Raw genomic sequence first — 24,207 nt, forward strand, 5'->3', positions numbered from 1 at the left:
TTTAAAATAGTGAGAGCATCTCAAAAATGCTCTCACTATTTCTAGCAATATTAATTATAGCCAAATATTCTTCTCGATACCCTATAAACCCCCATGGAGATTTGACGACCAAACCAACTTGGTAAATTAGTTAACTGACCTAAGAACCCATATCTTAACTTTCGGTACAGCTTCTTATCGCTTTGTTTGATATATTGCAATAATTCTTTTTTCTTTTGTAAATTTTCTTTCTTACGAGAACGAATTAACAAAATTGAAGAAATCGTCGTAACAATTTCTAACTGATGAAAAAGATAACTTTGCAATTTCATATTTTTAATCGAGTCTAAATCAATATAATCAACCATTAGTTTATTAACCTTTAGCTGTTGATCAATTCGATTAATCATTACTTTTTCATTAACTGATTGATCGTCTCTTCCAATAAAATAGCGATAGAAGTCAACATCTAAATAATACATTTCCTCAACCCGCGTTAAAGGTTGGTAAACATATAGATTATCGACATAAAAAGTATGACTTGGTAATTTCAACTGCATTTCTTTTAATAATTGTGTTCGATAAATTAATGAATGCATCATTAAATATTGACCTTTCCGAAAATCCCCAACATCATCCCATGTAAAGATAGTATCTTGAGGTAAGGTGCCTGTATATTTCATAACCTTTTTATGTTTTGCACCTTCTTTTTCATAAACAAAATTACTAATCAATAAATCAATGTATTGCTTTCTACCAATCAAGCCACTAAGTGTATCCAATATTCTTAAATATGCCCTCGTATCTATCCAATCATCACTATCAACTACTTTGAAGTATAGGCCTGTCGCATGTTTAAGACCCGTATTGATTGCTTGTCCATGACCACCATTTTGTTGATGAATGACTTTAATTTTACTAGGTTCCATGTTTGCATAGTTATCAGCTATTTCTGCCGTTTGATCAACAGAACCATCATTGACTATAATTAATTCAATATCATCCCTCGCCAATAAGAGAGATTCGATACAATTTTTCATATAATCTTGTGAATTGTAACAAGGAATAACAACTGATAATAACTTCATTCAAACACTGCCTTTACTTTATCAATTTTTTAGTTCTTAAAAATAGTATCTACCATTAATAGATAATAGGAATCATATGATTATATCAAATTTTATTCTTGTTATCTTTTTCTTTAAAGATAATCTTCAGAATAGGGAAGTACACCCAGAACGAGACGGTTGCGTTAATAATCATCGTAACAAAATCAGCAAGGGTTTCACCAGTTTTGCCAAGCTCCCACGTATTGATAAATAAATCATAAACTGGCGCCTTATAAAAGCCTTGGAGAGTTGCTGCCCCTAGGGTAATTAAAATAAATGCAATCAAATACCAACCGGCCGACTTCCACATATTACCTGACGATTTAAAAGTAATATTTCTTTGGGCAAAAAAATTAATCACTTGTGCGATAGCTAAGGTAATCTGTACCGATAAAAAATAGGCAAGGCCACCACCGCCACCATTACCAAGGCTTCCAGCAGCATAGTCAAAAATATAATAGGGACTCCCATCAAAATTGTGACCAATCTGACCAACTTGAAATCCTATATCTATTAAGCTTGTTTGATCTAAAAAAGACTTTAGCATTGGCATAAGAATCATTTGTAATACTGTGATTCCATTACTTAGCAGGAGAAATACAAGAAACTCTGCAATACCTTTATGCTTTGCACGAAAGTCATGCCACAACTTCAAAATACCCCTGCTTTTTTTGCCACCGTTTATATCCAGACTATTTTCCTTTTTATATATAGACTTTTCAGGAACTCTATCCATGTTATCACTCAACGACTTCGATACTTGCTTGTGCATTCCCATATTTGCTTTCTGCAAAAACCTCAATTTTACCAACCCCTGTAGGTTTCACTATTGCAAGTGCTTCTCCATAGTAAGTATCAGTGATGTCCGTATTATAACTTTGATCGTTATAAGGACAGCCATGGCCTGTTGCTAACAACTCGCCACCTTCGACAGATACTTTAACATCCCCTCTTGCTAAAGGCTTCTTCTCGCCATCATCATCTGTATATTTCAATCGAATATAAGAAAGATCATTAACACTTATCTGTTCATTTTCCGGTGTAATTGTAAGTTTAGTTTCGTCTCCTGCTGATTTCAAAGAAGTTCTAGCAACCTCATTCCCTTCTTCATCAAAAGCAATTGCCATTACCTGACCTCTATAGTATTTCGTCTTAAAAATAGCCTTACAGTCATTCTTTATTTTCTTTTCCCCTACTTTTTTCGAGTTCACATATAAAGCAACTTTGTGTGCTCTAACATATACTTCGACTTGCGTCTTCTTTCCATCCCAATCATCCCATGACCAACTATTAATCGCATTTGTCATTTTCCACGCAGATGGCGAATGTGGCTTGAATGCATTATTAACAGGAACAACACCGATATGAATTTTATCAATTTCAAAAGCTACTTTTGTATATTTAGCTTCCGCTAATTCATTCCCAATCAAGTCAACCCTACCACTTCCTGCACTTACCCAACCAACACCATGATTGAAATCTGGAGCATAGTCTTTATATTCCCAAGATCCTACCCCTACTTCACCTAAATAATCCATACCCGCCCAAACAAAATCCCCTATTAAACCTGGATTCTCTTTAGCCAATTCATAGAATCGGTAAGCATCATTACAAAAAGTTTCAGTCCCTAAAATAATTCGATCTGAATACTTCTTCAAATCTTTTTTATAGCGATAAATCCCATAGTTGTATCCAGCCACATCCATATTTGCAAAGGCATCTCTCGTTTTTAAATCACTTCCGCGTAGAGTGGCCCCAATCTTCATCGTTCGAGCTCCTAAAATACCAGCAAGATTGTTATAAAACTCACTACCAACTGCCTTACGATTACCTTTTTCAACTTCTTTTTCAGCTTTCTTATCTGTATACACTCCAAAACCTAAAGAACTTAAATAGTTAAAGAAAATATTGATACCACAAGTAACTGGCCTACTGTTATCTAAAGAATGAAGATAGTCGGTCATTTGTTTTGTGTAATCAATCCCACGTTTTTGCGCTGTTTCAGAAACTTCATTTCCAGTGGAATACATAATAACAGAAGGATGGTTGTAATTCTTATCAACCATATCTTTTAAATCTTGTTGCCACCAATCCTTAAAATAAAGCGCATAATCATACTTTGTCTTGTGGATATACCAAACATCAACATACTCATCCACAACTAACATACCCAGTCTGTCACAAGCATCTAGCATTGCCTTTGAGCAAGGATTATGGGCAGAACGAATCGCATTGTATCCTGCCTCCTTCATGATCCTGACCTTGCGCTCTTCAGCGAAGTCATAAGCTCGTGCGCCTAAAATTCCATTATCATGATGGATGCAACACCCACGTAAGATAACTCTTTCACCATTGATACAAAAGCCCTTTTCCCGACTACACTCGATTTGGCGAATACCAAAATCAATCGTTTCTAAATGATCACCAAACCGAACTTTACACGTGTGTAAATGTGGCGTTTTGGTATTCCATAGTTTAGCATCCGGGAGGTCAAGCTTTAGAATTCCACTTCCTGTTGTTTGTATTGTGTGCTTAGCAAGGGGGGTTATATCATCCAGAATTTCGATTTCAACGACACCAGGCATATTAGTCTTTACCTCTATCTCTATCGTTCTCGTTTGATAATTTAAAGTGCGAATTTTAACGCCATTCAACAAAATGTGTTGCTTCGGAAGAACATAAAGATGAACAGGTCGGTATATACCCGCTCCTGAATACCAGCGACTATTCGGTTGATCCGAATTTCGTGCGATAACTTTTATTTCATTTTCTTCATTCATTCTGACTTTTTCACTAATATCAACATAAAAGTTGGTATACCCATAAGGTCGAAAAGCAACTTTTTCTTCATTCAGATAAACTTCGGCATTATGATAAACACCTTCAAACTCGATAATTAACTTTTTATCTTCATATTGAGAAGGAGCAAAAAACTTTTTTGTATAGACGTAGTCATTTCCTTCATAGTATCCAGCATTTTTCCCACTAAGGTTATCTTGAGAACGGTTTTCAAGAATCATTGCATCATGCGGTATGGTTATTGATTGATCCTTTTCCTCATCAATCTTTCGAAATAACCAATCATCATTCCAATTTATTTTCATTTTATTCACTAACTCCTTATATTTATTGCATAGATAGAATAGTAGGGTCTGCACAATAGCATACAGACCCATCAAATAGATTATGCGTTTTTAATTTTGTCAGAGAATGCAACAACAATCATCGAGATTATTGAAATCATATAGCTTGCTAATCCAACAATTGATATATTAAGTGCCGTCTCTTCGGCCTCTGGATAATTGACCGGAATAAAATAGACATCTGCAGCTAGACTAATTCTTCCGAGCACAAATAGAGAAAAACTTGCAATAAGAAGTACCGCCGTAGCAAAAACGGACAAGTCTATCAGAAACGAACTGAATTTATTCTTTACTCCCACAAGTAGACAGGCTAAGATAATTGCCACAACTGTAAAAATAATTGGTAAAGGATCTAGGACACTTCCAGCGAGATAACCTGTAGTTGAAGTAATAATATAGAGAATCAATCCTACAAATGCCGTGATGATAGCAACACAAATTGCCAATCCAGACTTCGTCATGTTCTTTATCATCTTATATCCTCCTCAATTATTGTTTTCTTATTCTTGTGCTTTATAACAGTGTAGCCAGCGACACTCCCCACTGCTCCGACTGCAGTAACACCGATCATTACTGTGTAAAGGGCTCGCCACCAAGTCATCACATCGACTGAATGTGTTGTAGCATTTACGCCATTCATCGCCGCACTATTTGCAAGAGAATATAATAGATAGTGAATATTTTGTTTGATAGCTAAAAGCATATCCCTGTCACCACTTAAACTTGCAGCGTTCCAGTAGTTAACCTCACTATCACCAAAACCACAAAAAGCTGTTGTTCCGGCTAAAAGTGATTCCTTTGGTGCCGCTTTTAAAGTAACACCAGTGAAGTCAGTGACACTATATCCATTAAAGTCCCACTCATCTCGCATAATTTGTACCATTACACCTCTGTTTGCACTCGGAGCTACTGCACCAATACGGTTGTAAGAAGTCATCACACCGAGAGCACCAGTAGTATAAGTGTCGTCTTTAGACTCATCACCAACAAACGATGCTGGTTTTCCGTTAGCCTCAAAAGCTTGCTGAAGATTTCGAAGTTCGAGTTCCCTAGCCTTTTGTTCGTCCATAAATACAGCAATTCCTGAACGGTTAATTTCCTGATCGTTAAAAGCTGCATGCTTGATGTTGACAAGCGTACCTTTAGATTGTGCCCCCTGTACTACTGCACTCCCAATATAACCAGAGAGAATTGGATCTTCTGAGTAATATTCTACACCTCGACTGTTATACGCATGGCGTTTAATATTCATACCTGGACCAATCATAATTGGCAAGTTAAACATTAAAGTACTCTCACCTAAAATGATCTCACCATTTTCATAAGCCAACTCTTTATTCCAACTGTATGCTAAATTCGTTGGAGAAGGTGCAACTCTTGTACCAGATTCATATTCATCCGCATCAGGGAATGGGACGCCTTGATAGCTACCTTCTGGTAAATAATGTGAATCAGATCCTCCAGGACCATCATCGGCCTGATGCTGTGGCAAACCAATAGAGTCAATTGCCGCTATGTTATGGAATGCATTTTCAGCAAAAGCCAAGAATTCTTCTATAGTTACTTTATCGACTAATTCCGCCCAACGAGGATCGTCAAAATCTGCACCCTTCAAATCATTAAGCATTAAGTCACTCGTCGTGTCACCAAACACTAAATCCGAAACGTCATCATCTGTATTAAGTGAAATGAAATCATTACCGAGTAATCTAGACAAATTCTCATCTGCCACTAAACCTGAGTATGTTTTTGGAAACGTACCATCCCAATCACTTCTGGATAAATAAGTTACTGTACCAGGAAGGAAAGCATTAATATCCATGGCATAGTCACCTTCACTCAATGCATTAGTAATTTCAACACCTGCTTTACTTACAGCAAAGGTCTTGTCATCTACATCACCCGTCCATGTCCATGTATAAACATTATCCGAATTTCCGTTTTCAGTCATGCCGTCAGCCGTAGTTTTACCTTGGCTAGCCAAAATATTATTGAGTGCATTATGAGAGTCACTACCAATAGCTAAATAATAATCACCTGGATCAAGGATAAATGTTTTTGCATTTTCTGAATCATAACTTGCAAGGTTTGCAAGATCAATCTCCATTGTGATTGTTTGAGAATCGCCAGGTTGCAGTGTATCGGTTTTTTCAAAATCCATCAACTGTACTGCAGATTTCTCAACATTATATTGCTTGTCATAATCCGTATACGGTACTTGGGCATAAACTTGAACAACAGATTTCCCAGCAACATCTCCCGTATTGGTCACAGTCACAGTAACAGAAGCTGTCTCTTTATTTCCAAGAATATTTACTTCATCAAGATTCTGATCAAAAGTCGTATAAGACAAACCGTATCCAAATGGATAAACAACTTCATTTTTATAGTCCCAAATGCCATCTTCAGTAGCAATAGTACCATCAGCATTAGCATAAGTTCCTGCTGATGCAACTTCACCACCATTACCTAAAACAATATCTGCATAACGAGTTTCATAATAACGATACCCCGTATAAATTCCCTCCGCCTGAATTAAATAGGAATTTACATTTTCCTCTGGGGTAAAATCAGAAGCATTTTCCCATGGGATATTTCCATAGTTCTTCATGGCTGGTGCTAGTGCGCTGTTTTTCGCATAGATATCTCCAAGATAAGCGGACGGAGAAACAGTACCATTAAGAACATCAGCAACACCATAAAAACCATATGCCCCTGGAAACCCAATCCAGACGATTGCATCTATATCTGGGTCTTCCTTTAAATTTGCAATTTCCATTTGATTAACGGAGTTAATCAAAACAATAACTGTATCGAAGTTCTCCTTTGCTTCTTCAATTATTTCTAACTCTTCATCACTCAGACTAAAAATGTTTCCAGTCACCGTTGATACGCCATCAGCAAGTCCTGCAGCGCCCGGATAGTATCCATCACCATTTTCTCCACCTGGGCGACCCACTACAACAATTGCTGCATCATTGTACTTTGCGTAATCCTGATCAAAATTTGGATTTAGGTCTCGCAACTCATTTAGAGTCAGTTCAGAAGGATCTGAATATGAAGTTATTTCTTCATATTCTGGAATAATACCACTACCATACCTCGGAACTGTCCATTCCTTATTTGAAAAATACTGCTCATAGGTAGCGAGCATAGAAGGGTTAAGCTGAAAGCCCCTTTCTTCAAATGCATCAAAGATCTCTACGGTTGCGTATCCATCAGTTATACTTCCACCATTACTCCCGTAAACAGGAGCATAACTACGTACACCGAATAATGTAAGTTTAGCTTCATTAGAGATTGGTAGAACGTTTCCTTCGTTTTTTAATAACACAATCGTTTCCTGTGATTCCCTTATCGCAAATTCTTTTAAGCCTTCAAATGCTTCTTCAGCAGTTGTAAATTTAGATTTGTAAGTCCATGTGTCTTCTAAATCATCAACTTCTTCCGTTACTGTTTTACTACTATTCGTCCCAAAAAAAGCATCAACTGCTGTACGATAAGTTTCTAAAGTTACTCCAGCTATTGCAGATATTGCAAAGAATAGAATAAATACTAGAGCTAATCCCCGCCATATTTTAGTTTTTTTAAACATCTTCATCCTCCTTAAAAAAAGTTTTCTAATTTGTTACTTTAATTGAGACGTTTCATTGTACATTATCGATCTCCCTTATCCCCCCTAACGATAACCTTTTCTGTTTAATAACAATTTAACCAAATAATAAAGACTAGTTTCCTCAAATAGAAAACTAGCCTAAGTGTAAGTGCTTACATGATTTTCGACAATACAACTTTCCTAAATTGTCATTTTAACATCATAAAATGACTTTACTGACTTGGAAAGGCAATATTTAAATTAAATACATCATCATCTAGTTTGATTGACAACTCCCCGCCATACTTTTCAACAATATACTTCATGCTTTTCATACCAAAGCCATGAAAGTCCTGATCTGTATTCGTCGTTACAGGTAATCCATCTTGAAATTGCAAATCACCTTGATAATAATTTTCAATATGAATTGAGATTAACCCCATTGTTTCTTTAACGATCATACTCATTACACGCTTTTCCTTATTCTTAATATTCCTTAAAGAGTTAATTGCATTATCCAATGCATTACCAAATAGAGAATAGATGTCTGTTTCACGCATAAAATTTAGTTTTTTGCCGTCCACCATATAGGTTAATTCAATACCTTCTTGTTCACACTGCAGTTTTTTTTCAGTCATTACCACATCAAGCACAGCATTTCCTGTCGGAGGAATATCATAAATTGATATGATCTTTCTTAATTCCTCCATTTCTGTCTCGTCAATTCGATTCGATAAATGTGTCAATTGATGCTTTAAATCATGAAATTTGATATTCATCATTTCAATATTATTCTGAGAAATTGTAAATTGTGTTTTCTCTTTTTTTAGCAGTGATTGAATAATATTTAACTCTTCTTTTAATATACTTGTACGATAAATATAGGATAAAAGGTACAGCGTGAATAAACAACACAAAATATCCAAAAATACACATATCAAAAAGATTTCAGTTTGTGCATTTTCCTGAGTAATTCTAAAAACAACAGAGAAGACTGTTGCGTATAAATTAACAAAAACACATAACACAAGAATAAACTTATTTTCGAAGTTATTACCTTCCGGTTTTTCAAATTGCTTAATAAAGAAATAGTATAATAATGTATAGATTATACTGACCATAATAATATAAAGAATTATATAGATAATATAAGTACTGTTATTCTTAAGAACATACTGGCTTAGATTAAGGCCCTCTATCATAATCTCGTGAAAATTGTAAACTAAATGCTGAATAGCATATACACCAGTAACACAGAAAATACTAGTTAACGTAGATATTTTATAGCAAAAAAGAATACAAGTCATGACTACAAAGAACAAAAGGATGTAACGAGCGATAGTAAATGGTATCGTATGTATCCAGTAATCTGCATCAACATTTAAGAACACAACTATCGAAACTAATGATAGAAAAATGAGAATAAGAACTCGAACAGAAAAATTTTTCCGTTTTTGAAATGATGTCGTAAATAAGAGAGTTAAAATAAATAGCTCGATTATAAAACGAAATTCAAATATGTTTTCAATTACGTTTATAATTGCATATCCCGCCCTTCTCCCAATATTTCTGCTAATTGTTGCAGAAATTTTTTCTTTCTTGGTCGACTAATTCGTAATTCATCGCCATTCGTCATAGTCACTGTATATCCTTGAACGTGAGAAATATATTGGGGATTAATCAAATAACTAGCATGAGACCTTAAAAAATCGTTGTTATGCAATTGTTTTTCTAAATCTGTCAACGATCCGTGTCCTTCTATAACTCCATCGGTCAAATGGTATGTGAGTTTATGACCAACTACTTCGATATAGATAATTTGCCTAGATGTTAATCGTACTATCCCAGATCTCCGTGAAACTACGATTTCAATATCCTCATTAGTAGATATTCTTTCTATGGCTTTCTTGAATTTCATCCTAAACGTAGAATACCTGACTGGTTTAACAATAAAATCAAGGGCATCTACCTCATAGCCTTTAATTGCATAATTCGCCATGTTTGTAACAAATATCAGAGTTACTACATCATCCAATTTTCTTAACTTTTTTGCAGCTTCCATCCCATCAAGATGCGGCATCTCAATATCCATAAATATAATATCATGGATAGGCTTATAATTATCTAACAACTTAAAGCCATCATCATACAAAGTAATCTGAAATGATTGTGCAGTTTCACTTCCGTATTTTTTTATATAAGCTTTTAATATATTAGCTTCACGATTATCGTCTTCTACAATTGCAATGCTTATCATTAATCTGCTCCTTTCTCTCATTTACTGTTTGAAAGTGTTAAACAAACCAATAGCTTTCACATGCATTATAATACCACTAGTTCTTGATTTGCAATTTAAAATGAATAAACCACTATTAATAAGTGTATTAACTACCCACATATAATAAAAAAGGACCATATGAAACCCTTCCAAATTCAAATGTCTGATTCTCCAAACATGAACATTAAGGGATTTCATATGACCTTCCAGCAACAAATAGCTAGCTTAAACTTCTACTTTTTTAAATTTTTGTACTTGTTTGTTTAGGTGATCAACAATTTCTTGGTTTTGATCTGTGTCAGTTGTGATATCTGTTAATGAATCCAATAAATCATTTGTGTTCTCACTAGATTTTACAACTTCAATCACACTTCCTTCAACAGCTGACGATATTTCTTTCATGCCTTCGACCATATTATTCGTTATTAGATTAAGCTCACCTGAACTGTCTGCAAATCTATTTAGAATCACCTTAAGCGTCTCAGCATCTTCTTGATAAGCGTTTGTCACTTCAACGAATTCATCATAATCATCAAGTACATTGCCTGTTATATAACTAATCATCTGTTCGGCATTGCTAACTAACTCTTCTACAGAATTTGTGACAGTTGCACTGATCGCTTGAATCGCACTTGTTGTCTCTTTTGTGCTCTCTGCTAACTTTCTTATTTCATTACCAACAACTGCAAAGCCCTTACCAGCTTCACCTGCTCTGGCCGCTTCAATCGATGCATTAAGAGCCAAAAGATTGGTTTGTTCTGAAATCTCTAAAATATCTGCAGTCAATTCATTAATTCTTTGAACCGAACGGCTATTTTCAATCGAGGATTCTGTTGTCTGTTTAATCTGGCGAATAATCTCCTCGGTTTGACTCTTACTTTGAAGTGATTGATTTCGAACAGTATCTGCTCTTTCAACAATTGATTCAACCCGAATAACATTTGATTTCGCATCTTCTGAAATGTGATTTGCCGATTGTAATACACTTTGAGCACCATCTTCAAGACTCTGTATCGTGCTACTTATCTCTTCCATACCTGCGGATAACTCGTTTAAAGAAACAGAAATATTAGCCGTAGAATCCTTGCTGTCGACAATGTTATTTCTTATGTTTCCTGTTGATTGATAGATTGAACTGGAACTTGTTTTTATTGAAATCATTAAGTCTTGCAATATATCAAGAAAACGATTAATGCCTGCGATCATCTGACCGACTTCATCTTGAGATGAAGTCTCAATTCGAACAGTTAAATCTCCCTCTTCATCTTCAAGCGTCTTAATAATCTCTGTTAATTTTCGGTTTCCACTCACTAACGGACTAATGATTGTCTTGACAGTTATCCAGAATGCAGCCATAGCTGATAGAACAAAAAGAATAGCTATAATCCAGATAATCATTGTTGAACGATCGACTCTCGAATTAATCAGATTGACTTCATGATTAATACTCGCATCTAAAACTTCTTGAAAATCACTTTCAGATCTCACCATTTCCTCAGCTAATTGTTGTAAAGTTTGATAATTACTAGCCGCTAATACTTGATTGTTTTGTTCAATATATTCGGTAACTGTATAGATTTGATCCAAATATGCCTGCATAGCTGTTTGATAAGGGAGAAAGGCATCATTCAGTACTTGATTCATCGCTTTATCTGAAAAGTCTTCAGTTATTTTGGCAATCTCAGCAACACTAGTCTCTATCACCCCCGCACTATTAATAATTGATTCAGAAATGGTTTCATGTTCAGACTCGTCACTTAACACGAATTCTTGGATTTCTAAATTTACTTGACCAATTTCTTTCGCTAACTTTACTTGCTCATACTCTAAGGTGACAAAAGAGTCTGCCACTAAACTTGTTGATAATTTAATTTGCGAATTGGTAATTCCGCTTAAAATCGTGTTTAAAATAAAAATGAATGTAAGTAAAGATAGAATAAATAGTATTCGTTTTGCTATTGACTGGCGCATATTTCCTCCTTAAACAACCCCATTTGTTAATTTAAAACAGTGAGAACATCTAAATGATATTCTCACTACTTCTAACGATCCATTTAATTAAAACCAAAAATCCTTCTTGATATTTTATAGGCACCCATAGAGATTTGACGACCAAACCAACTTGGTAAGTTAGTCAATTGGCCTAAAAATCCATACCTTAATTTACGAAATAGCTTTCGATCTCTTTCTTTGATATATTGCAACAGCTCTTTTTTCTTTTTCAGATTTTCCCTTTTACGAGAACGTATGAGTAAGATTGAAGAAATAGTTGTGACTATTTCTAACTGGTGAAATAGATACTGTTGTAATTTCTCATTTTGAATCGACTCCAAATCGATATAGTCGATCATCAACTTGTTCACTTTTAGTTGCTGATCAATTCGATCAATCATTACTTTTTCATTAACTGATTGGTCGTCTCTTCCGATAAAATAACGATAGAAGTCAACGTCTAAATAGTACATTCTCTCTACACGTGCTAATGGTTGATAGACATAAAGATTATCAACATAGAATGTATGCTTTGGCAATCTCAGGTGCATTTCTCTTAATAATTGTGTTCGATAGATTAGTGAATGCATCATTAGATATTGTCCTTTACGAAAAGGCTTAGTATCATCCCAAGTAAAAATCTTATCCTTAGGGATGACACTCGTATATTTCATAACTTTCTTATATTTTGCCCCTTCTTTTTCATAGACAAAATTACTAATTAATAAATCAATATATTGCTTTCTATCAATCAGACCACTCAGTGTATCTAATATTTTTAAATACGCCCGGGTATCTACCCAATCATCACTATCGACCACTTTAAAATATAAACCTGTTGCATGTTTAAGCCCCGTATTGATCGCCTGTCCATGACCACCATTTGGTTGATGAATAACTTTAATTTTGCTCGGATTCATGTTTGCATAATTATCAGCAATTTCTGCTGTTTGATCAACAGAACCATCATTGACTATAATTAACTCAACGTCATCTCTCGCTAATAATAGAGACTCTATACAATTTCTCATGTAATCTTGAGAATTATAACAAGGAATAATGACTGATAATAATTTCATAGCTACACCACCTCTTATTATGCTTGTTTGTCAGATTATTGGGGATGCATCTGCCTGTAAAGCTAAATGGTACTATATTGTTAATTTAAGATAAATGATTTGAAATCTAATTTCCCTGTTCCACGATAAGTGAAGTATAGCGCCTGCTTGCCTTTATCCAGCTGTAGCTTTGTATAGAAGTATTTATATTCCTTCGTTGGACTAATCTTAATTTTTGCATTTGGCTTTGAATTGAGTTTTTCAGCCACCAGCATTATCCCTGAGCCACTAGCTTTTACACAAACACCAACTTCCTCTATATCATCTATCATAAAATACTTATACCCTGCAGACGCGCCGTCTCTCATATTAGCAATATACTGATCTGGTCTACCCATACGATCCTTACCCGTTTGAGTAAAATATGGGTGTTTTCTGAAAGTAATATTACCAAAGTACGTACCATATCTACCTGCACCATCAGCTGATCTTAGGTGACACGCAATATAGGCCCCATACTCTCCCTTTCCCCTCAACGGTCCATTGTTTAAACCGTGACTGGTTAGTTCTACTTGCGGAATAAAACCATCTTTATTAATTTCAATTTGTTCTGCCATAGCTTGTCTAGAATAATGATGTCTATTTGTATGTCGATGATAAAATACATACCACTGATCATTAATCGCTACGATACTCCCATGATTATTGCCAATATAATTATCAGCAGCGTGATCTGAAGAATAGCCATTGATATATAGATCGCCATTACTAATAATTGTTCCACCAAATTTAAAAGGCCCTGTAGGATTTTTACTGGTTGCATAACATAATTCATGACCGTTAATTGAAGAATAAATAAAGTAATACACTTCATTAATCTTTCTAATTGAACTCGCCTCAAAAAACTCATGCCCCTCAAATCCAGTACCGAAAGCCTCATCAACTTTATTCATAATGAGTTTCGTATCTCCAATGACAGTTTTCATATCAGATGCGAGTTGCACCACATAGCCACCCTCAAATTTGCGCTTTTTCCCACCGGTAATTAACGCTGGAAGAGCTAGGAGCAAATCCAAAATATAGGTATACTGCACCATCATCATCTACTAAAACTCCAGGATCAAATAAAAACGGATCACCTTTCCTACTTGAATATTTAGTTCCATCCAAATGACTAACATAATCATAAAACTCATATTGACCCGCAGGTGTATCACTCACAGCAATCGCCATCACACCAAAGAAATTTAAAGAATAATATAAGTAAAACCGACCATCAGCACCTTGAGCTACATCTGGTGCATACATATGAAATAGCCCTAGTTTATTCATCGGGTCTTGTGTTTTACGGTAAATAACACCTTCATACTTCCATTCAGCTAAATTATCAATTGGAGCAGACCAACATACATAGTCATTCATGCAGAAGAACTTACCATTAAATCGATCATGGGAACCAAAAATATATAATCTATCTCCAAATACATATGGCTCACCATCAGGAATATACTCGTAATTGGGTAAAAAAGGGTTGAAAACTTGTCGATTCATAAACTACATCCTTATTTTGTTTGATTCTCAGGTTCTTGTTTGAAAATCACTTTGAAGATAGGATAGAAAACCCAGAACGAAATCGCACTGTTAATAATCATCGTTACCATATCTGCCATTGTTTCACCAAATGAACCCATACCCCATGTGTTCATTAATAAATTATAAATAGGCGCTTTATAGAAGCCTTGAGCTGCTGCTGCTCCAATTGTAATGACAAAATAGGCAATCACATACCACATGGCAGCTTTCCAAATATTAGAGTTCGATTTAAATGTGATACTTCTTTGGGCAAAAAAGTTAATAATCTGTGCAACCCCAATCGCTATTTGAACAGCAAGGAAGTAAGCTAGCCCACCTCCACCACCAGACGACAGCGGTCCTGCTGCATAATCAAACACAAAATAAGAGCTACCATCAAAGTTCTGACCAAATTGTAAGATCTGAAAATTGATGTTTATTAATGACGTTTGTTCAAATAGACCTCTTAAAACAGGCATTAATACTAATTGTAGTACCGTCACACCATTACTCAGCAGAAAAAAGACTAAGAATTGTGCTAGATTAGGGTGTTTCTCTTTAAAGTTAGCCCAAAATTTTAACTTTGGCACAGTTGTTTTATTTATCTCACTACTCATTATACTCCTCCTTCGCAAGCGAACGATAGTGTTAATTGTTTACTTTAGCAGCTTTAATCATCTGTTTTCTTTCACGTAACACATGCTTCAAGCCCTTATAGAATTGACCATTTACAATCATTAACACACCGTCTACCATTGGCATATTCATGATTCCACCAGTCATCCTCGCCAATCCTCTAAATGGCATATGATAGACTGACATCATGATTAGATTGGCTGTCGATCGTTTGCCAATCTTTCTTAAAAACCAATGAGAAAACTTAATCAGCTGATAAGCAAATCTAGCAAACAACCCTTTTGCATACTGACATTGTGCAATCGTATCATTGTAGCCAAGTGGTTTCGTCCGATCCCATTTAGCATCGGGGACTTTTCTTCCTAATAATGTTTCAAATTCTTCTAATCCAACATTGCTCACTTGACCTGAATAATAACTTGGTATGTCTGTTTGATCATATGGTAATGGCGCACCTGTTCCTTCAACAAACAACACACCACTCAGCTGAATATCCACACTGGATGATCCAATCATAATCTCATAATCTGCTTCTTCAATCTCCCATTGATTTGTTTTCACATTAAAATACCTAAAAGTTTTATCATCAAATGGAATTGTTACTGTTTTAGATTCCCCTGGTTGTAGACTGACTTTAACAAATCCTTTTAACTCCTTTTTAGGTCTAAAAATTGCCCTAGACTGACAACCGACATATAATTGAGCAGCTTCCATACCCGGTAGATTACCAGTGTTTGTGATTGTAAATGTAGCGCCTGCTCGGTCAACTTCAAGATCAGAGTATTCAAATGTTGTGTAGCTTAGGCCATACCCAAATGGAAATCTGACAGCCACGTTTGCCGTGTCATAGTAACGGTAGCCAATAAATAACCCTTCTCGATATTCAACACTGACTTCTTTTCCTGGGAATTGGTGATAAGAAGGCGTATCTTCATAACGAATTGGATAAGATTCAGCTAACTTACCTGACGGGTTTACCTCTCCCGTCAAAATTCTGAGGATTGCCTTTGCACCTGCTTGTCCACTAAGTTGTCCATGTAATAAGCCTTTCACTTTATCGATCCATGGCATTTCTACTACAGCGCCACTTGACAGAATGACAACAATATTTTGATTGACTTGATAGATTTCATTTAAAAGGTCAATTTGATTCTGTGGAATCTTAATACTTTCTCGATCTAATCCCTCAGCTTCCGTTACTTCATCTAGTCCGAGATATAAAAGTACGACTTCTGCTTTTTCAGCAAGTGCGCATGCCTTTGCTATTTTTCTATTGCTTTTCTTTCCATAGCGATTAAAACCAGGTTCAAAGCCAATACTTTTAATCCCTGATTGAGCTAAAGAATCTAGTGTGTTTTCCAATATGGTCGGATTTACAACCGATGAGCCTGCCCCTTGATAACGAGGCTCTCTTGCAAAGTCACCAATCACAGCTACGTTTACATCATTATTTAATGGTAAAATATTTTCTTCATTTTTTAAGAGAACAATCGATTCTTCGGCAATCTTCTGAGCAAGTTGATGATGTTTCTTTTCATCAACACTAGCGTTTGATTCTTTAAGTGCAGAAGTCGTCGACATAATCAATTCCAATAAACGATCAACCGCTTCATCTAATACTTCCTCTTTTAATTCACCGCTTTTAATCGCTTGATAAATATCCTGATCTGTCTCTCCATTCGTCGTCGGCATCTCCAATTCATTACCAACTTTAAGAGCTGCCACCCGATCATTATTACCACCCCAGTCAGTCACAACAACACCATCGTAGTCCCATTCATTGCGGAGGATAGTGTTCAATAGATGAGGGTTTTCATTTGCATACGTGCCATTTAACTTGTTATATGCGGACATAACTGTTTTGGCTTTACCTTCTTTGATAGCTATTTCAAAAGCAGTTAAGTATATTTCTCTAAGTGTTCGTTCGTCAACGATTGTATCAATTGCCATTCGTCTTTCTTCTTGATTATTAACAGCAAAGTGTTTAACTGAAGCCGCGATTCCTTTTGATTGAATGCCTTGAATTAAACTTGCTGCTAATTTCCCTGCTAAGTATGGATCCTCACTAAAGTATTCGAAGTTTCGACCTGCCAAAGGATTTCGCTTCATATTGATACCGGGTCCAAGCAGAACATTAACTTTTTGATTAGCAGCTTCAATTCCTAAATATTGCCCCATTTTATTAATTAAATTAACATCCCAACTATTCGCAACTGTTGCAGCTGTTGGAAAACAAGTTGCTGGAATACTCGGATTAAGTCCCAAATGGTCAGCAGCAGCCGCTTGCTTACGAATGCCGTGTGGACCATCTGCAAGAAACATACTTGGGATGCCTAAACGATCAATATTCTCTGACTGCCAGAAGTCCTTGCCTGACATTAGGGATACTTTTTCTGCTAAAGTCATTTGATTAATTATTGTATTATATTTCATTTTTATTCCTCATTTATAATTTTAAATTGCTTCTTCAAACACCCGTCATTTTAATCTTCTGATCAAATTAAATTGCTTTATTTTCTGTATATTTTGCAAGTAATAAATTAAATGATAAATTGTTATTTAGAGTAAAAATTATTCATTTACTTTATTAAATATAAATGCAACTTCAATTATCTGAATATTCCGACATCTATAACGCCATTTTTAGCCCTGATAAACCACTCTATTACCTAAGTTTGATTTATAAGTTGTTAATTAGAAAACTAATTCTAAACACACATATCAATAGATATAAACTCATTTTCCCTGTCATTTAAGTGAGGAAAATAATCGTTGATAAACATCGCAATATTCTATTTTATGGATAGGTAACCTCTACTAGGATTACCTATCCATTTGTTGTTAAATATTATATAGACTGCTTTCAAATTGAGTATTAGTTATTTTACTTCTAACAATAAGCCGATAGAAATATCTAACCTTAATTCAGCCATTAAGTTAGCAATCACTTAACGGGTTGTGAATGACTACTTTATTTACTCTAAAGTTCCAGTTAGCTCTACATCAATGCCTGCATCAGGTATTGCAATAGTTGTTGTATATACTCCATCCGAAGATGTAATTTCGTACTCTATTTCTTCTCCTGTATTATACTGCGTACCTTTAGTCGTAATTACTCCATCTGTTTCTTCATATCCACCCTCAACAAATTTAACTGTAGCCTCTCCAGCATAGTCTACCAAGCCATAAAATGTCCCATCATTCAATAACACCATAATAGTTGGAGCCCAGCCAGCACCTACACCTTCAAGTATTAAGTATGAATCCTCATCTGCCACTGAAGCAAGAAGTTCATCTGTACTCGCAGGAGCCACTTCTTCAACACCCTCTTCTTCCACATCGTTATTCAAATCTTCACCTTCTGTTTGTTCTTCTGTATCTACTGGCGCTTCAGCTTCTGGAATATCATCATTTTCACTACACGCAACCATAAATAGAGCCATTAATACTACCATTCCGAACACCATTAATCGTTTCATCATTTCTCTTTTCATTAGTTAAACCTCCATAAATTATAATTAGTAAAGTACTTATTTAATAACGTGATCAATATAAAATTACTATTTTAAAACAAAATAACAGCTTATTGATATACCTTTGATTATTTTGATTTTTCTAGACTTTCTTTTGTTGATGTTAGCTTTATAAAGCCAGTTAGACTTATTCCTAGTAATACAAAATTGATAGTACCCAATAACAGTAACCAGTATGGGAACCCATAAGTTACAGGTTCTGTGACTGCATGGCTATTTACAACTGTATATAAGATGTTTTTAGTCGCTCGGCGCATAGCTTGCTTACCTGTATGAGTTGATGTACTAGCCTCTGTCGGTGTGTCTCCCAATGTACTTAGCATGATGTCGCCACCTGCACGAATACTTTGATCAACATTCATATAATCACCATTAGCGTAATCAGATATAACCATACCAACAAAGCCCCATTCATTCCTCAAAACATCTGTGAGTAATGCTTTATTTCCACCTGCCCAAACAGTTCCAATTCTATTGTAAGAGCTCATTATCGCTGTTGTTTGGCCGGATTTTACAATATCCTCAAAAGCCTTCAAATACAATTCTCGGATAGCCTGTTCATTAGACCATACAGCTACACCTGAACGATTTATTTCCTGATCGTTTAATGCAAAGTGTTTAACCGTTGCGAAAACACCTCTTGATTTAAGCCCTTGAACAAATTCGCTCCCAATTTTAGCAGTTAAAATCGGATCTTCTGAATAGTATTCGAAGTTTCTACCTGAAAATGGTGTGCGATGTAGATTAACCCCGGGCGCATATAGACCTGCAACACCTCGGCTAACAGCTTCATCTCCAAAAACGATACCCATTTCATTTGCAAGTTCCTTATTAAATGTTGAAGCCAAAACTACTTGACTCTGAAACTGGACACCTTTGAGGTCGCTGTTTGTCAATGAATTTAGCCCAGCAGGACCATCAATATTAATTGTTCGGTCTTTTTTAATAGACTCGACCTCTATTGTTCCAAATCCACCATACCCAATAAGGTTTGACATGTCACTTACACTTAATTGGTCTAGTAACTTATCCCATTTCTCATCCTCATAATCGATGCCAACCATATCTTCCAAGACTAAGCCATTATTTGCACCAGTAGTGATATCCGCGATTCCAGTATCATCATCCTGAGCATATATTGCTACTGCATTATTGGCATTTAGAGTATAGAGTAACTCATCTGATGCTTCTTTTGTTTCAACTCGTTCTTTAGGTAATGTACCTTCCCAGTCAGCACGTGATACATAAGTAACATCACCTAAAGCATCATCAAAACGATTCACCGCTGCCGTTAAATCACCCGAACGTGGATTGTCTTCATTAAAAACTACTGTTTTCTCAACACTATAGTCAAATGAGTCAATCACATTATGTGCATCACTCATCACCTTAATTTGATAATTACCTGAGTCCAGCACATAGCACCCATTATCCTTATAATCATAAGACGCCATGTCCTCGACATTAAACTCTAACGTTACTGTCTCTGATTCATTTGGTTCAAGAATCTTGGTTTTTCCAAAATCCGCTAATACAACGTGAGATTTTTCAATTCCACCTATGATATATGGCGGTGTATAGTAAACTTGAACGACCTCTTTGCCCGGAACATCTCCTGTATTTGTAACCCTTACCTCAACTGAAATTTTCCCGTTTTTTTCATCATGTGATACAAGTTCTTGTGTGAATTCCGTAAAGCTCTTTCCGTATCCAAATGGGTATTGAACTACGTCATCATAAACTTCCTGATCAACTTCACCAGTTTCGTTATCTACATATCGTGTCTCGTAATAACGATAACCCACATAAATACCTTCAGCGTACTCTAAATAATGTTCACCTGTAGTCTTACCATTTTTAACATAGTCAAAGTTTCCTGCGTTATAATAAGCTGGTGCTGTAGTTAAATCATAAGCATAAGTGTCGACAAGTCGGCCAGAGGGGTTCACTTCTCCAGAAAGCACCTGCCCAACAGCAGTAAATCCAGTAGAACCAGGTCCTCCAATCCATAAAGCAGCGTCAATACCTTCCTCTTCAAGAAAACCTAATTCCATTGCGTTTGAAGAGTTGATTACGACAATTACCTTATCAAAGTTACTCTTTACCAATTCAAGCATATCACTTTCTACTTTTTGTAGCTCTAAGTAATGTTTATCAGCATCGCCACCTTCATAGCTCGACATATCCATCGGCAAGTCGCCACCTTCCCCACCACTTCGAGAAAACATGACGAGAGCTACATCCGAAAATTCCTTCGCATTATTAATTATACTTTCGCTATATTCATTAGCTGAAGGTTCAAATATGTCATAATTACCACCCTGTAGAGCAAAGATGTTAGTAGAACTCTCCGCAGGGGCGCGATCTTCATAAAACATTGTTAACTCGTCATTCACTGTAAACCCTGCTTGTTCAAGCCCTTGTTGTAAAGTCACATTAGCCGATTCATCTCCTGCTCCTGAGCCTATACCTCCATATATCGGGCGAATAGACGACATACCAAATACATTAATTTTTGAAGACCCATCTAAAGGTAGGATACCTTCCTTATTTTCCAAAAGAACAATTCCTTCTCCTACAATCTTTTGCGTTAAGTCTCTCGATGCATCTGCCGCTTCTGTTACAGTTGCCTCATTAACCACAACTGTTGAAAAGTATTGATTAATGATGTTATTTAACTCATAGATAGCCCCATTTGCAACAACAACAATAATCAACAAGAGACTAAGCAAAGCAGTTCCCCACTTTTGCTTTCTGTTTATAACTCCACCAATCTTACGCTTCTTCCTACCCCTAATAAAAGCCACAGTTAATATCAATGCAGATATGATAACAACCGCAATAAATATTATCCTAGTTATACTGGCCACATTCATAGCAAATCCTCCTAATGATTAAAACTCTTCTCTAAATGAAAGCTAGCTTTGAAATAGTACCACATCATTTGTCTACGCTTTCATTTAAATCACAATTTCAAATTATATTTTATATCATAGCACGTCTTTTTTAATATTATTTTAAGTTTCACGAGCTGTACCTATTTCCGCATGAACTGTCATTCATTAAAAAAACTGGATGTGCATACTTACGCTCATCCAGTCGTCTAAAAAAGACTCTAATTCAGTTTTGGCATCAAAATTTCCAACTCAAACCAATTCCCATTTTGATTAACATTCACCACACCACCATACTTCTGAACTGTATGTTGAATACTTTTTAAGCCATAACCATGAAGGTATGTATTTCGTTTTGTCGTTTTAGGTAAATCACCTTCAATTATTAAATCACCTTCAAAGTAATTTTCTACTCTAATCATAATAAAATTCCTTTTTGAAAAAACCGATACATGGATCAGCCTTTTCTCCTTGTCTTTAACCTTTTGTTCATATTCGATTGCATTATCTAAAGCATTCCCAAAAATTGTAGCAATATCAGCTGTACTCATTCCATTTAGTAATGATCCGTCTGCTACACAAGTTAATGTAATCTCATTCTTGATGCAGTATAAACTTTTACTTTTAAGAACTGTATCCAATACATGGTTGCCTGTTTTGTGTTCAGCTTCGTATGCTTTAATTTCTTCTTCCATCTTTTCTAAATAAGCATGTCTCTTATCTGAATCTGTCTCTGCTTTTAGAGCGATAATCTGATTTTTTAAATCATGATATTTATAATTAATCATCTCAATACTTTCCTTAGATTGTTGATATTGTGTATATTGACTTTGCAGAATATATTGCATAGCTCTTAACTCATGCTTAATTCTTAGATCAGTTAATTGAAGATGATACGCATGCAAGATTGTGAATCCACCTAGATCAACTAAGGTACGAATATTAAGAATCTCTTGCGCATATTGACCACTAAAAGGTGTCTTTGATGTGACAAAACTTAAATTACTAATCGCAAAAACGGCAACCCCAATCACAACAACAGAAACTAATTCACGTCGACTAACATTCATCATACCGTCTTCTGGAATATGCTTTCTTTCTAAAAACCAAATAGCCAAAAACGCACTGCCATAGACTAAAATCAATAAAATGATTTCTTGTAAAGAATCTGTGAAGCCCTGTTTCCAGAAAAAATTATGTAACTGCCATTGAAAAGAAGCGACTAACTCTGCCAAAACAAATGCTTTGACCGTAAAGTAACCCGCATCCAAAAAGTTTAATTGTGTGCTTTTATAGATAAAAATAAACATTAATATAACAGCCATCGCCATACTTGGAATCCAAAAAGCTAGCGATAAATAATCGGTTACAACCAAAAAGGTGATTTGAACAATTAAAGCGAGACTAGCGAACAAGACAAGATGGGAACGTCTCAGATGCCTTTTCAAGATAGAGATATAAATAATACAAGCGATCCACTCGGCTAACGCTGTATATACTCGTGGAATATCAGGGAGAACATCAATCATTTAATCACCTCACCCCAATAACTAGCGAGCGCCTTCATAAAAGGTTTCTTTTTAGAACGACTAATTGGGATTTCTGCTCCACCCACTATAGCGCCGTTTTCATTTGTGCCATCGACATGCTGTAAATTGATTAAATAACCTCGGTGCCCACGAAAGAAATGGAATTTCTCTAATTCACTTTCTAAGTCTTTCATTGTTCCCGTTGCAACATAGCTCCCTTTCTTTGTCGTAAAAATTAGATCATGCCCCTGACTCTCAATAAAGTAAATATCAGAAGTCTCTAGCCGTATGACACCATCTTTCAATTTAACTGTCACATGTTGAGTCTCTCTTCTTTCCATCCGATTAATTGCACGATTTAAGCGTTCTGAAAACTGGAAGTATGAAATTGGTTTTAGGATATAGTCCAAAGCATCAACAGCATAACCTTTAATGGCGAACTGTGGCATATTCGTAATAAAGATGATCACGACCTCTGAGTCTATCTTTCTAATTTCCTCTGCCGCCGACATACCATCCATCAACGGCATTTGTACATCCATTAAAATCAGATCAAACTGTGCCTGATAATTTTCAACAAATTGATCACCGTCGGTAAAGGTTTCAATTTGGATGGCTTCATCTCGTTCTTTCTCAAACCTTTGAAGATACTCTATCAGCTGCTTTTGATAATTAACCTCATCTTCTACAATTGCAACTCGTATCATTTTTATCCTCCTAAAAATTTCTCCTATACTCCAATCGTGTCGTATATAGTCTAGTTACTATACATTATACTACAAACACCTCTATGGTTATACAAGTTTCCCCCCTAGCATTGCTAATTGGTTTTGCTTGTGAAATAATATGAAAAACAGAAATATTTTATCGATGTACAAAAGGAGTATCT

Annotated in this window: 17 protein-coding genes; all 17 read right to left on the bottom strand. The window is 35.7% G+C overall.

What is annotated here, in order from left to right; genetic code table 11:
• Positions 1-50: 50 nt before the first annotated feature.
• Positions 51-1,067 (bottom strand): glycosyltransferase family 2 protein, encoded by a 1,017-nt coding sequence (locus tag AXY_RS11460; protein WP_015010986.1) that lies wholly within the window; start codon positions 1,065-1,067, stop codon positions 51-53.
• Between the two features lie 85 nt (positions 1,068-1,152).
• Positions 1,153-1,866, bottom strand: a complete 714-nt coding sequence (locus tag AXY_RS11465; RefSeq protein WP_231841354.1) for a hypothetical protein — start codon at positions 1,864-1,866, stop codon at positions 1,153-1,155.
• Positions 1,829-4,192 carry a glycoside hydrolase family 2 TIM barrel-domain containing protein gene (locus AXY_RS11470; RefSeq protein ID WP_015010988.1) on the bottom strand — a complete coding sequence of 788 codons (2,364 nt, stop codon included), beginning with the start codon at positions 4,190-4,192 and terminating at the stop codon, positions 1,829-1,831. The genes AXY_RS11465 and AXY_RS11470 overlap by 38 nt, the downstream gene beginning before the upstream one ends.
• A gap of 80 nt (positions 4,193-4,272) precedes the next feature.
• Positions 4,273-4,704: a hypothetical protein gene (locus AXY_RS11475; protein ID WP_015010989.1), complete on the bottom strand. Its 432-nt coding sequence runs from the start codon at positions 4,702-4,704 to the stop codon at positions 4,273-4,275.
• Complete coding sequence (locus AXY_RS11480) at positions 4,701-7,826, bottom strand: beta-glucosidase (protein ID WP_015010990.1); 3,126 nt, start codon at positions 7,824-7,826, stop codon at positions 4,701-4,703. Before AXY_RS11480 ends, AXY_RS11475 begins: the two co-directional genes overlap by 4 nt.
• A gap of 233 nt (positions 7,827-8,059) precedes the next feature.
• Positions 8,060-8,947: an ATP-binding protein gene (locus tag AXY_RS11485; RefSeq protein ID WP_015010991.1), complete on the bottom strand. Its 888-nt coding sequence runs from the start codon at positions 8,945-8,947 to the stop codon at positions 8,060-8,062.
• A gap of 413 nt (positions 8,948-9,360) precedes the next feature.
• Complete coding sequence (locus AXY_RS11490; RefSeq protein ID WP_015010992.1) at positions 9,361-10,083, bottom strand: LytR/AlgR family response regulator transcription factor; 723 nt, start codon at positions 10,081-10,083, stop codon at positions 9,361-9,363.
• Between the two features lie 246 nt (positions 10,084-10,329).
• The gene (locus tag AXY_RS11495) at positions 10,330-12,075 is read right to left on the bottom strand and encodes a methyl-accepting chemotaxis protein (protein ID WP_015010993.1); all 1,746 of its coding nucleotides are present in this window, start codon (positions 12,073-12,075) and stop codon (positions 10,330-10,332) included.
• A gap of 83 nt (positions 12,076-12,158) precedes the next feature.
• A complete protein-coding gene (locus AXY_RS11500) occupies positions 12,159-13,175 on the bottom strand; it encodes a glycosyltransferase family 2 protein (protein WP_015010994.1) in 1,017 nt (338 codons plus the stop codon).
• Between the two features lie 80 nt (positions 13,176-13,255).
• Positions 13,256-14,158 (bottom strand): family 43 glycosylhydrolase, encoded by a 903-nt coding sequence (locus AXY_RS11505; protein WP_015010995.1) that lies wholly within the window; start codon positions 14,156-14,158, stop codon positions 13,256-13,258.
• A gap of 13 nt (positions 14,159-14,171) precedes the next feature.
• Positions 14,172-14,705, bottom strand: coding sequence for a family 43 glycosylhydrolase (locus tag AXY_RS13120; RefSeq protein ID WP_015010996.1), 534 nt, complete (start codon positions 14,703-14,705; stop codon positions 14,172-14,174).
• Positions 14,706-14,716: 11 nt separating this feature from the next.
• Positions 14,717-15,343, bottom strand: coding sequence for a GtrA family protein (locus AXY_RS11510; RefSeq protein ID WP_015010997.1), 627 nt, complete (start codon positions 15,341-15,343; stop codon positions 14,717-14,719).
• Between the two features lie 31 nt (positions 15,344-15,374).
• A complete protein-coding gene (locus tag AXY_RS11515; protein ID WP_015010998.1) occupies positions 15,375-17,795 on the bottom strand; it encodes a beta-glucosidase in 2,421 nt (806 codons plus the stop codon).
• Positions 17,796-18,337: 542 nt separating this feature from the next.
• Positions 18,338-18,856, bottom strand: coding sequence for a hypothetical protein (locus AXY_RS11520; RefSeq protein ID WP_015010999.1), 519 nt, complete (start codon positions 18,854-18,856; stop codon positions 18,338-18,340).
• Between the two features lie 107 nt (positions 18,857-18,963).
• Positions 18,964-21,771 (bottom strand): glycoside hydrolase family 3 protein, encoded by a 2,808-nt coding sequence (locus AXY_RS11525; protein WP_015011000.1) that lies wholly within the window; start codon positions 21,769-21,771, stop codon positions 18,964-18,966.
• Between the two features lie 239 nt (positions 21,772-22,010).
• On the bottom strand, positions 22,011-23,318 hold the full coding sequence (locus AXY_RS11530) for a GHKL domain-containing protein (protein WP_015011001.1): 1,308 nt from the start codon (positions 23,316-23,318) through the stop codon (positions 22,011-22,013).
• Positions 23,315-24,025, bottom strand: coding sequence for a LytR/AlgR family response regulator transcription factor (locus AXY_RS11535; protein ID WP_015011002.1), 711 nt, complete (start codon positions 24,023-24,025; stop codon positions 23,315-23,317). Before AXY_RS11535 ends, AXY_RS11530 begins: the two co-directional genes overlap by 4 nt.
• Positions 24,026-24,207 lie beyond the last annotated feature (182 nt).

This window comes from Amphibacillus xylanus NBRC 15112 (assembly GCF_000307165.1).
Classification (GTDB): Bacteria; Bacillota; Bacilli; order Bacillales; family Amphibacillaceae; genus Amphibacillus; species Amphibacillus xylanus.

Excerpts from the sequence above, each read along its gene's own strand:
- AXY_RS11500 (WP_015010994.1), bottom strand. The coding sequence starts at position 13,175 with ATGAAATTATTATCAGTCATTATTCCTTGTTATAATTCTCAAGATTAC.
- AXY_RS11475 (WP_015010989.1), bottom strand. The coding sequence starts at position 4,704 with ATGATAAAGAACATGACGAAGTCTGGATTGGCAATTTGTGTTGCTATC.
- AXY_RS11460 (WP_015010986.1), bottom strand. The coding sequence starts at position 1,067 with ATGAAGTTATTATCAGTTGTTATTCCTTGTTACAATTCACAAGATTAT.
- AXY_RS11485 (WP_015010991.1), bottom strand. The coding sequence starts at position 8,947 with ATGGTCAGTATAATCTATACATTATTATACTATTTCTTTATTAAGCAA.
- AXY_RS11525 (WP_015011000.1), bottom strand. The coding sequence starts at position 21,771 with ATGAATGTGGCCAGTATAACTAGGATAATATTTATTGCGGTTGTTATC.
- AXY_RS11535 (WP_015011002.1), bottom strand. The coding sequence starts at position 24,025 with ATGATACGAGTTGCAATTGTAGAAGATGAGGTTAATTATCAAAAGCAG.
- AXY_RS11490 (WP_015010992.1), bottom strand. The coding sequence starts at position 10,083 with ATGATAAGCATTGCAATTGTAGAAGACGATAATCGTGAAGCTAATATA.
- AXY_RS13120 (WP_015010996.1), bottom strand. The coding sequence starts at position 14,705 with ATGAATCGACAAGTTTTCAACCCTTTTTTACCCAATTACGAGTATATT.
- AXY_RS11520 (WP_015010999.1), bottom strand. The coding sequence starts at position 18,856 with ATGAAAAGAGAAATGATGAAACGATTAATGGTGTTCGGAATGGTAGTA.
- AXY_RS11515 (WP_015010998.1), bottom strand. The coding sequence starts at position 17,795 with ATGAAATATAATACAATAATTAATCAAATGACTTTAGCAGAAAAAGTA.
- AXY_RS11495 (WP_015010993.1), bottom strand. The coding sequence starts at position 12,075 with ATGCGCCAGTCAATAGCAAAACGAATACTATTTATTCTATCTTTACTT.
- AXY_RS11480 (WP_015010990.1), bottom strand. The coding sequence starts at position 7,826 with ATGTTTAAAAAAACTAAAATATGGCGGGGATTAGCTCTAGTATTTATT.
- AXY_RS11465 (WP_231841354.1), bottom strand. The coding sequence starts at position 1,866 with ATGGGAATGCACAAGCAAGTATCGAAGTCGTTGAGTGATAACATGGAT.
- AXY_RS11510 (WP_015010997.1), bottom strand. The coding sequence starts at position 15,343 with ATGAGTAGTGAGATAAATAAAACAACTGTGCCAAAGTTAAAATTTTGG.
- AXY_RS11530 (WP_015011001.1), bottom strand. The coding sequence starts at position 23,318 with ATGATTGATGTTCTCCCTGATATTCCACGAGTATATACAGCGTTAGCC.
- AXY_RS11470 (WP_015010988.1), bottom strand. The coding sequence starts at position 4,192 with ATGAAAATAAATTGGAATGATGATTGGTTATTTCGAAAGATTGATGAG.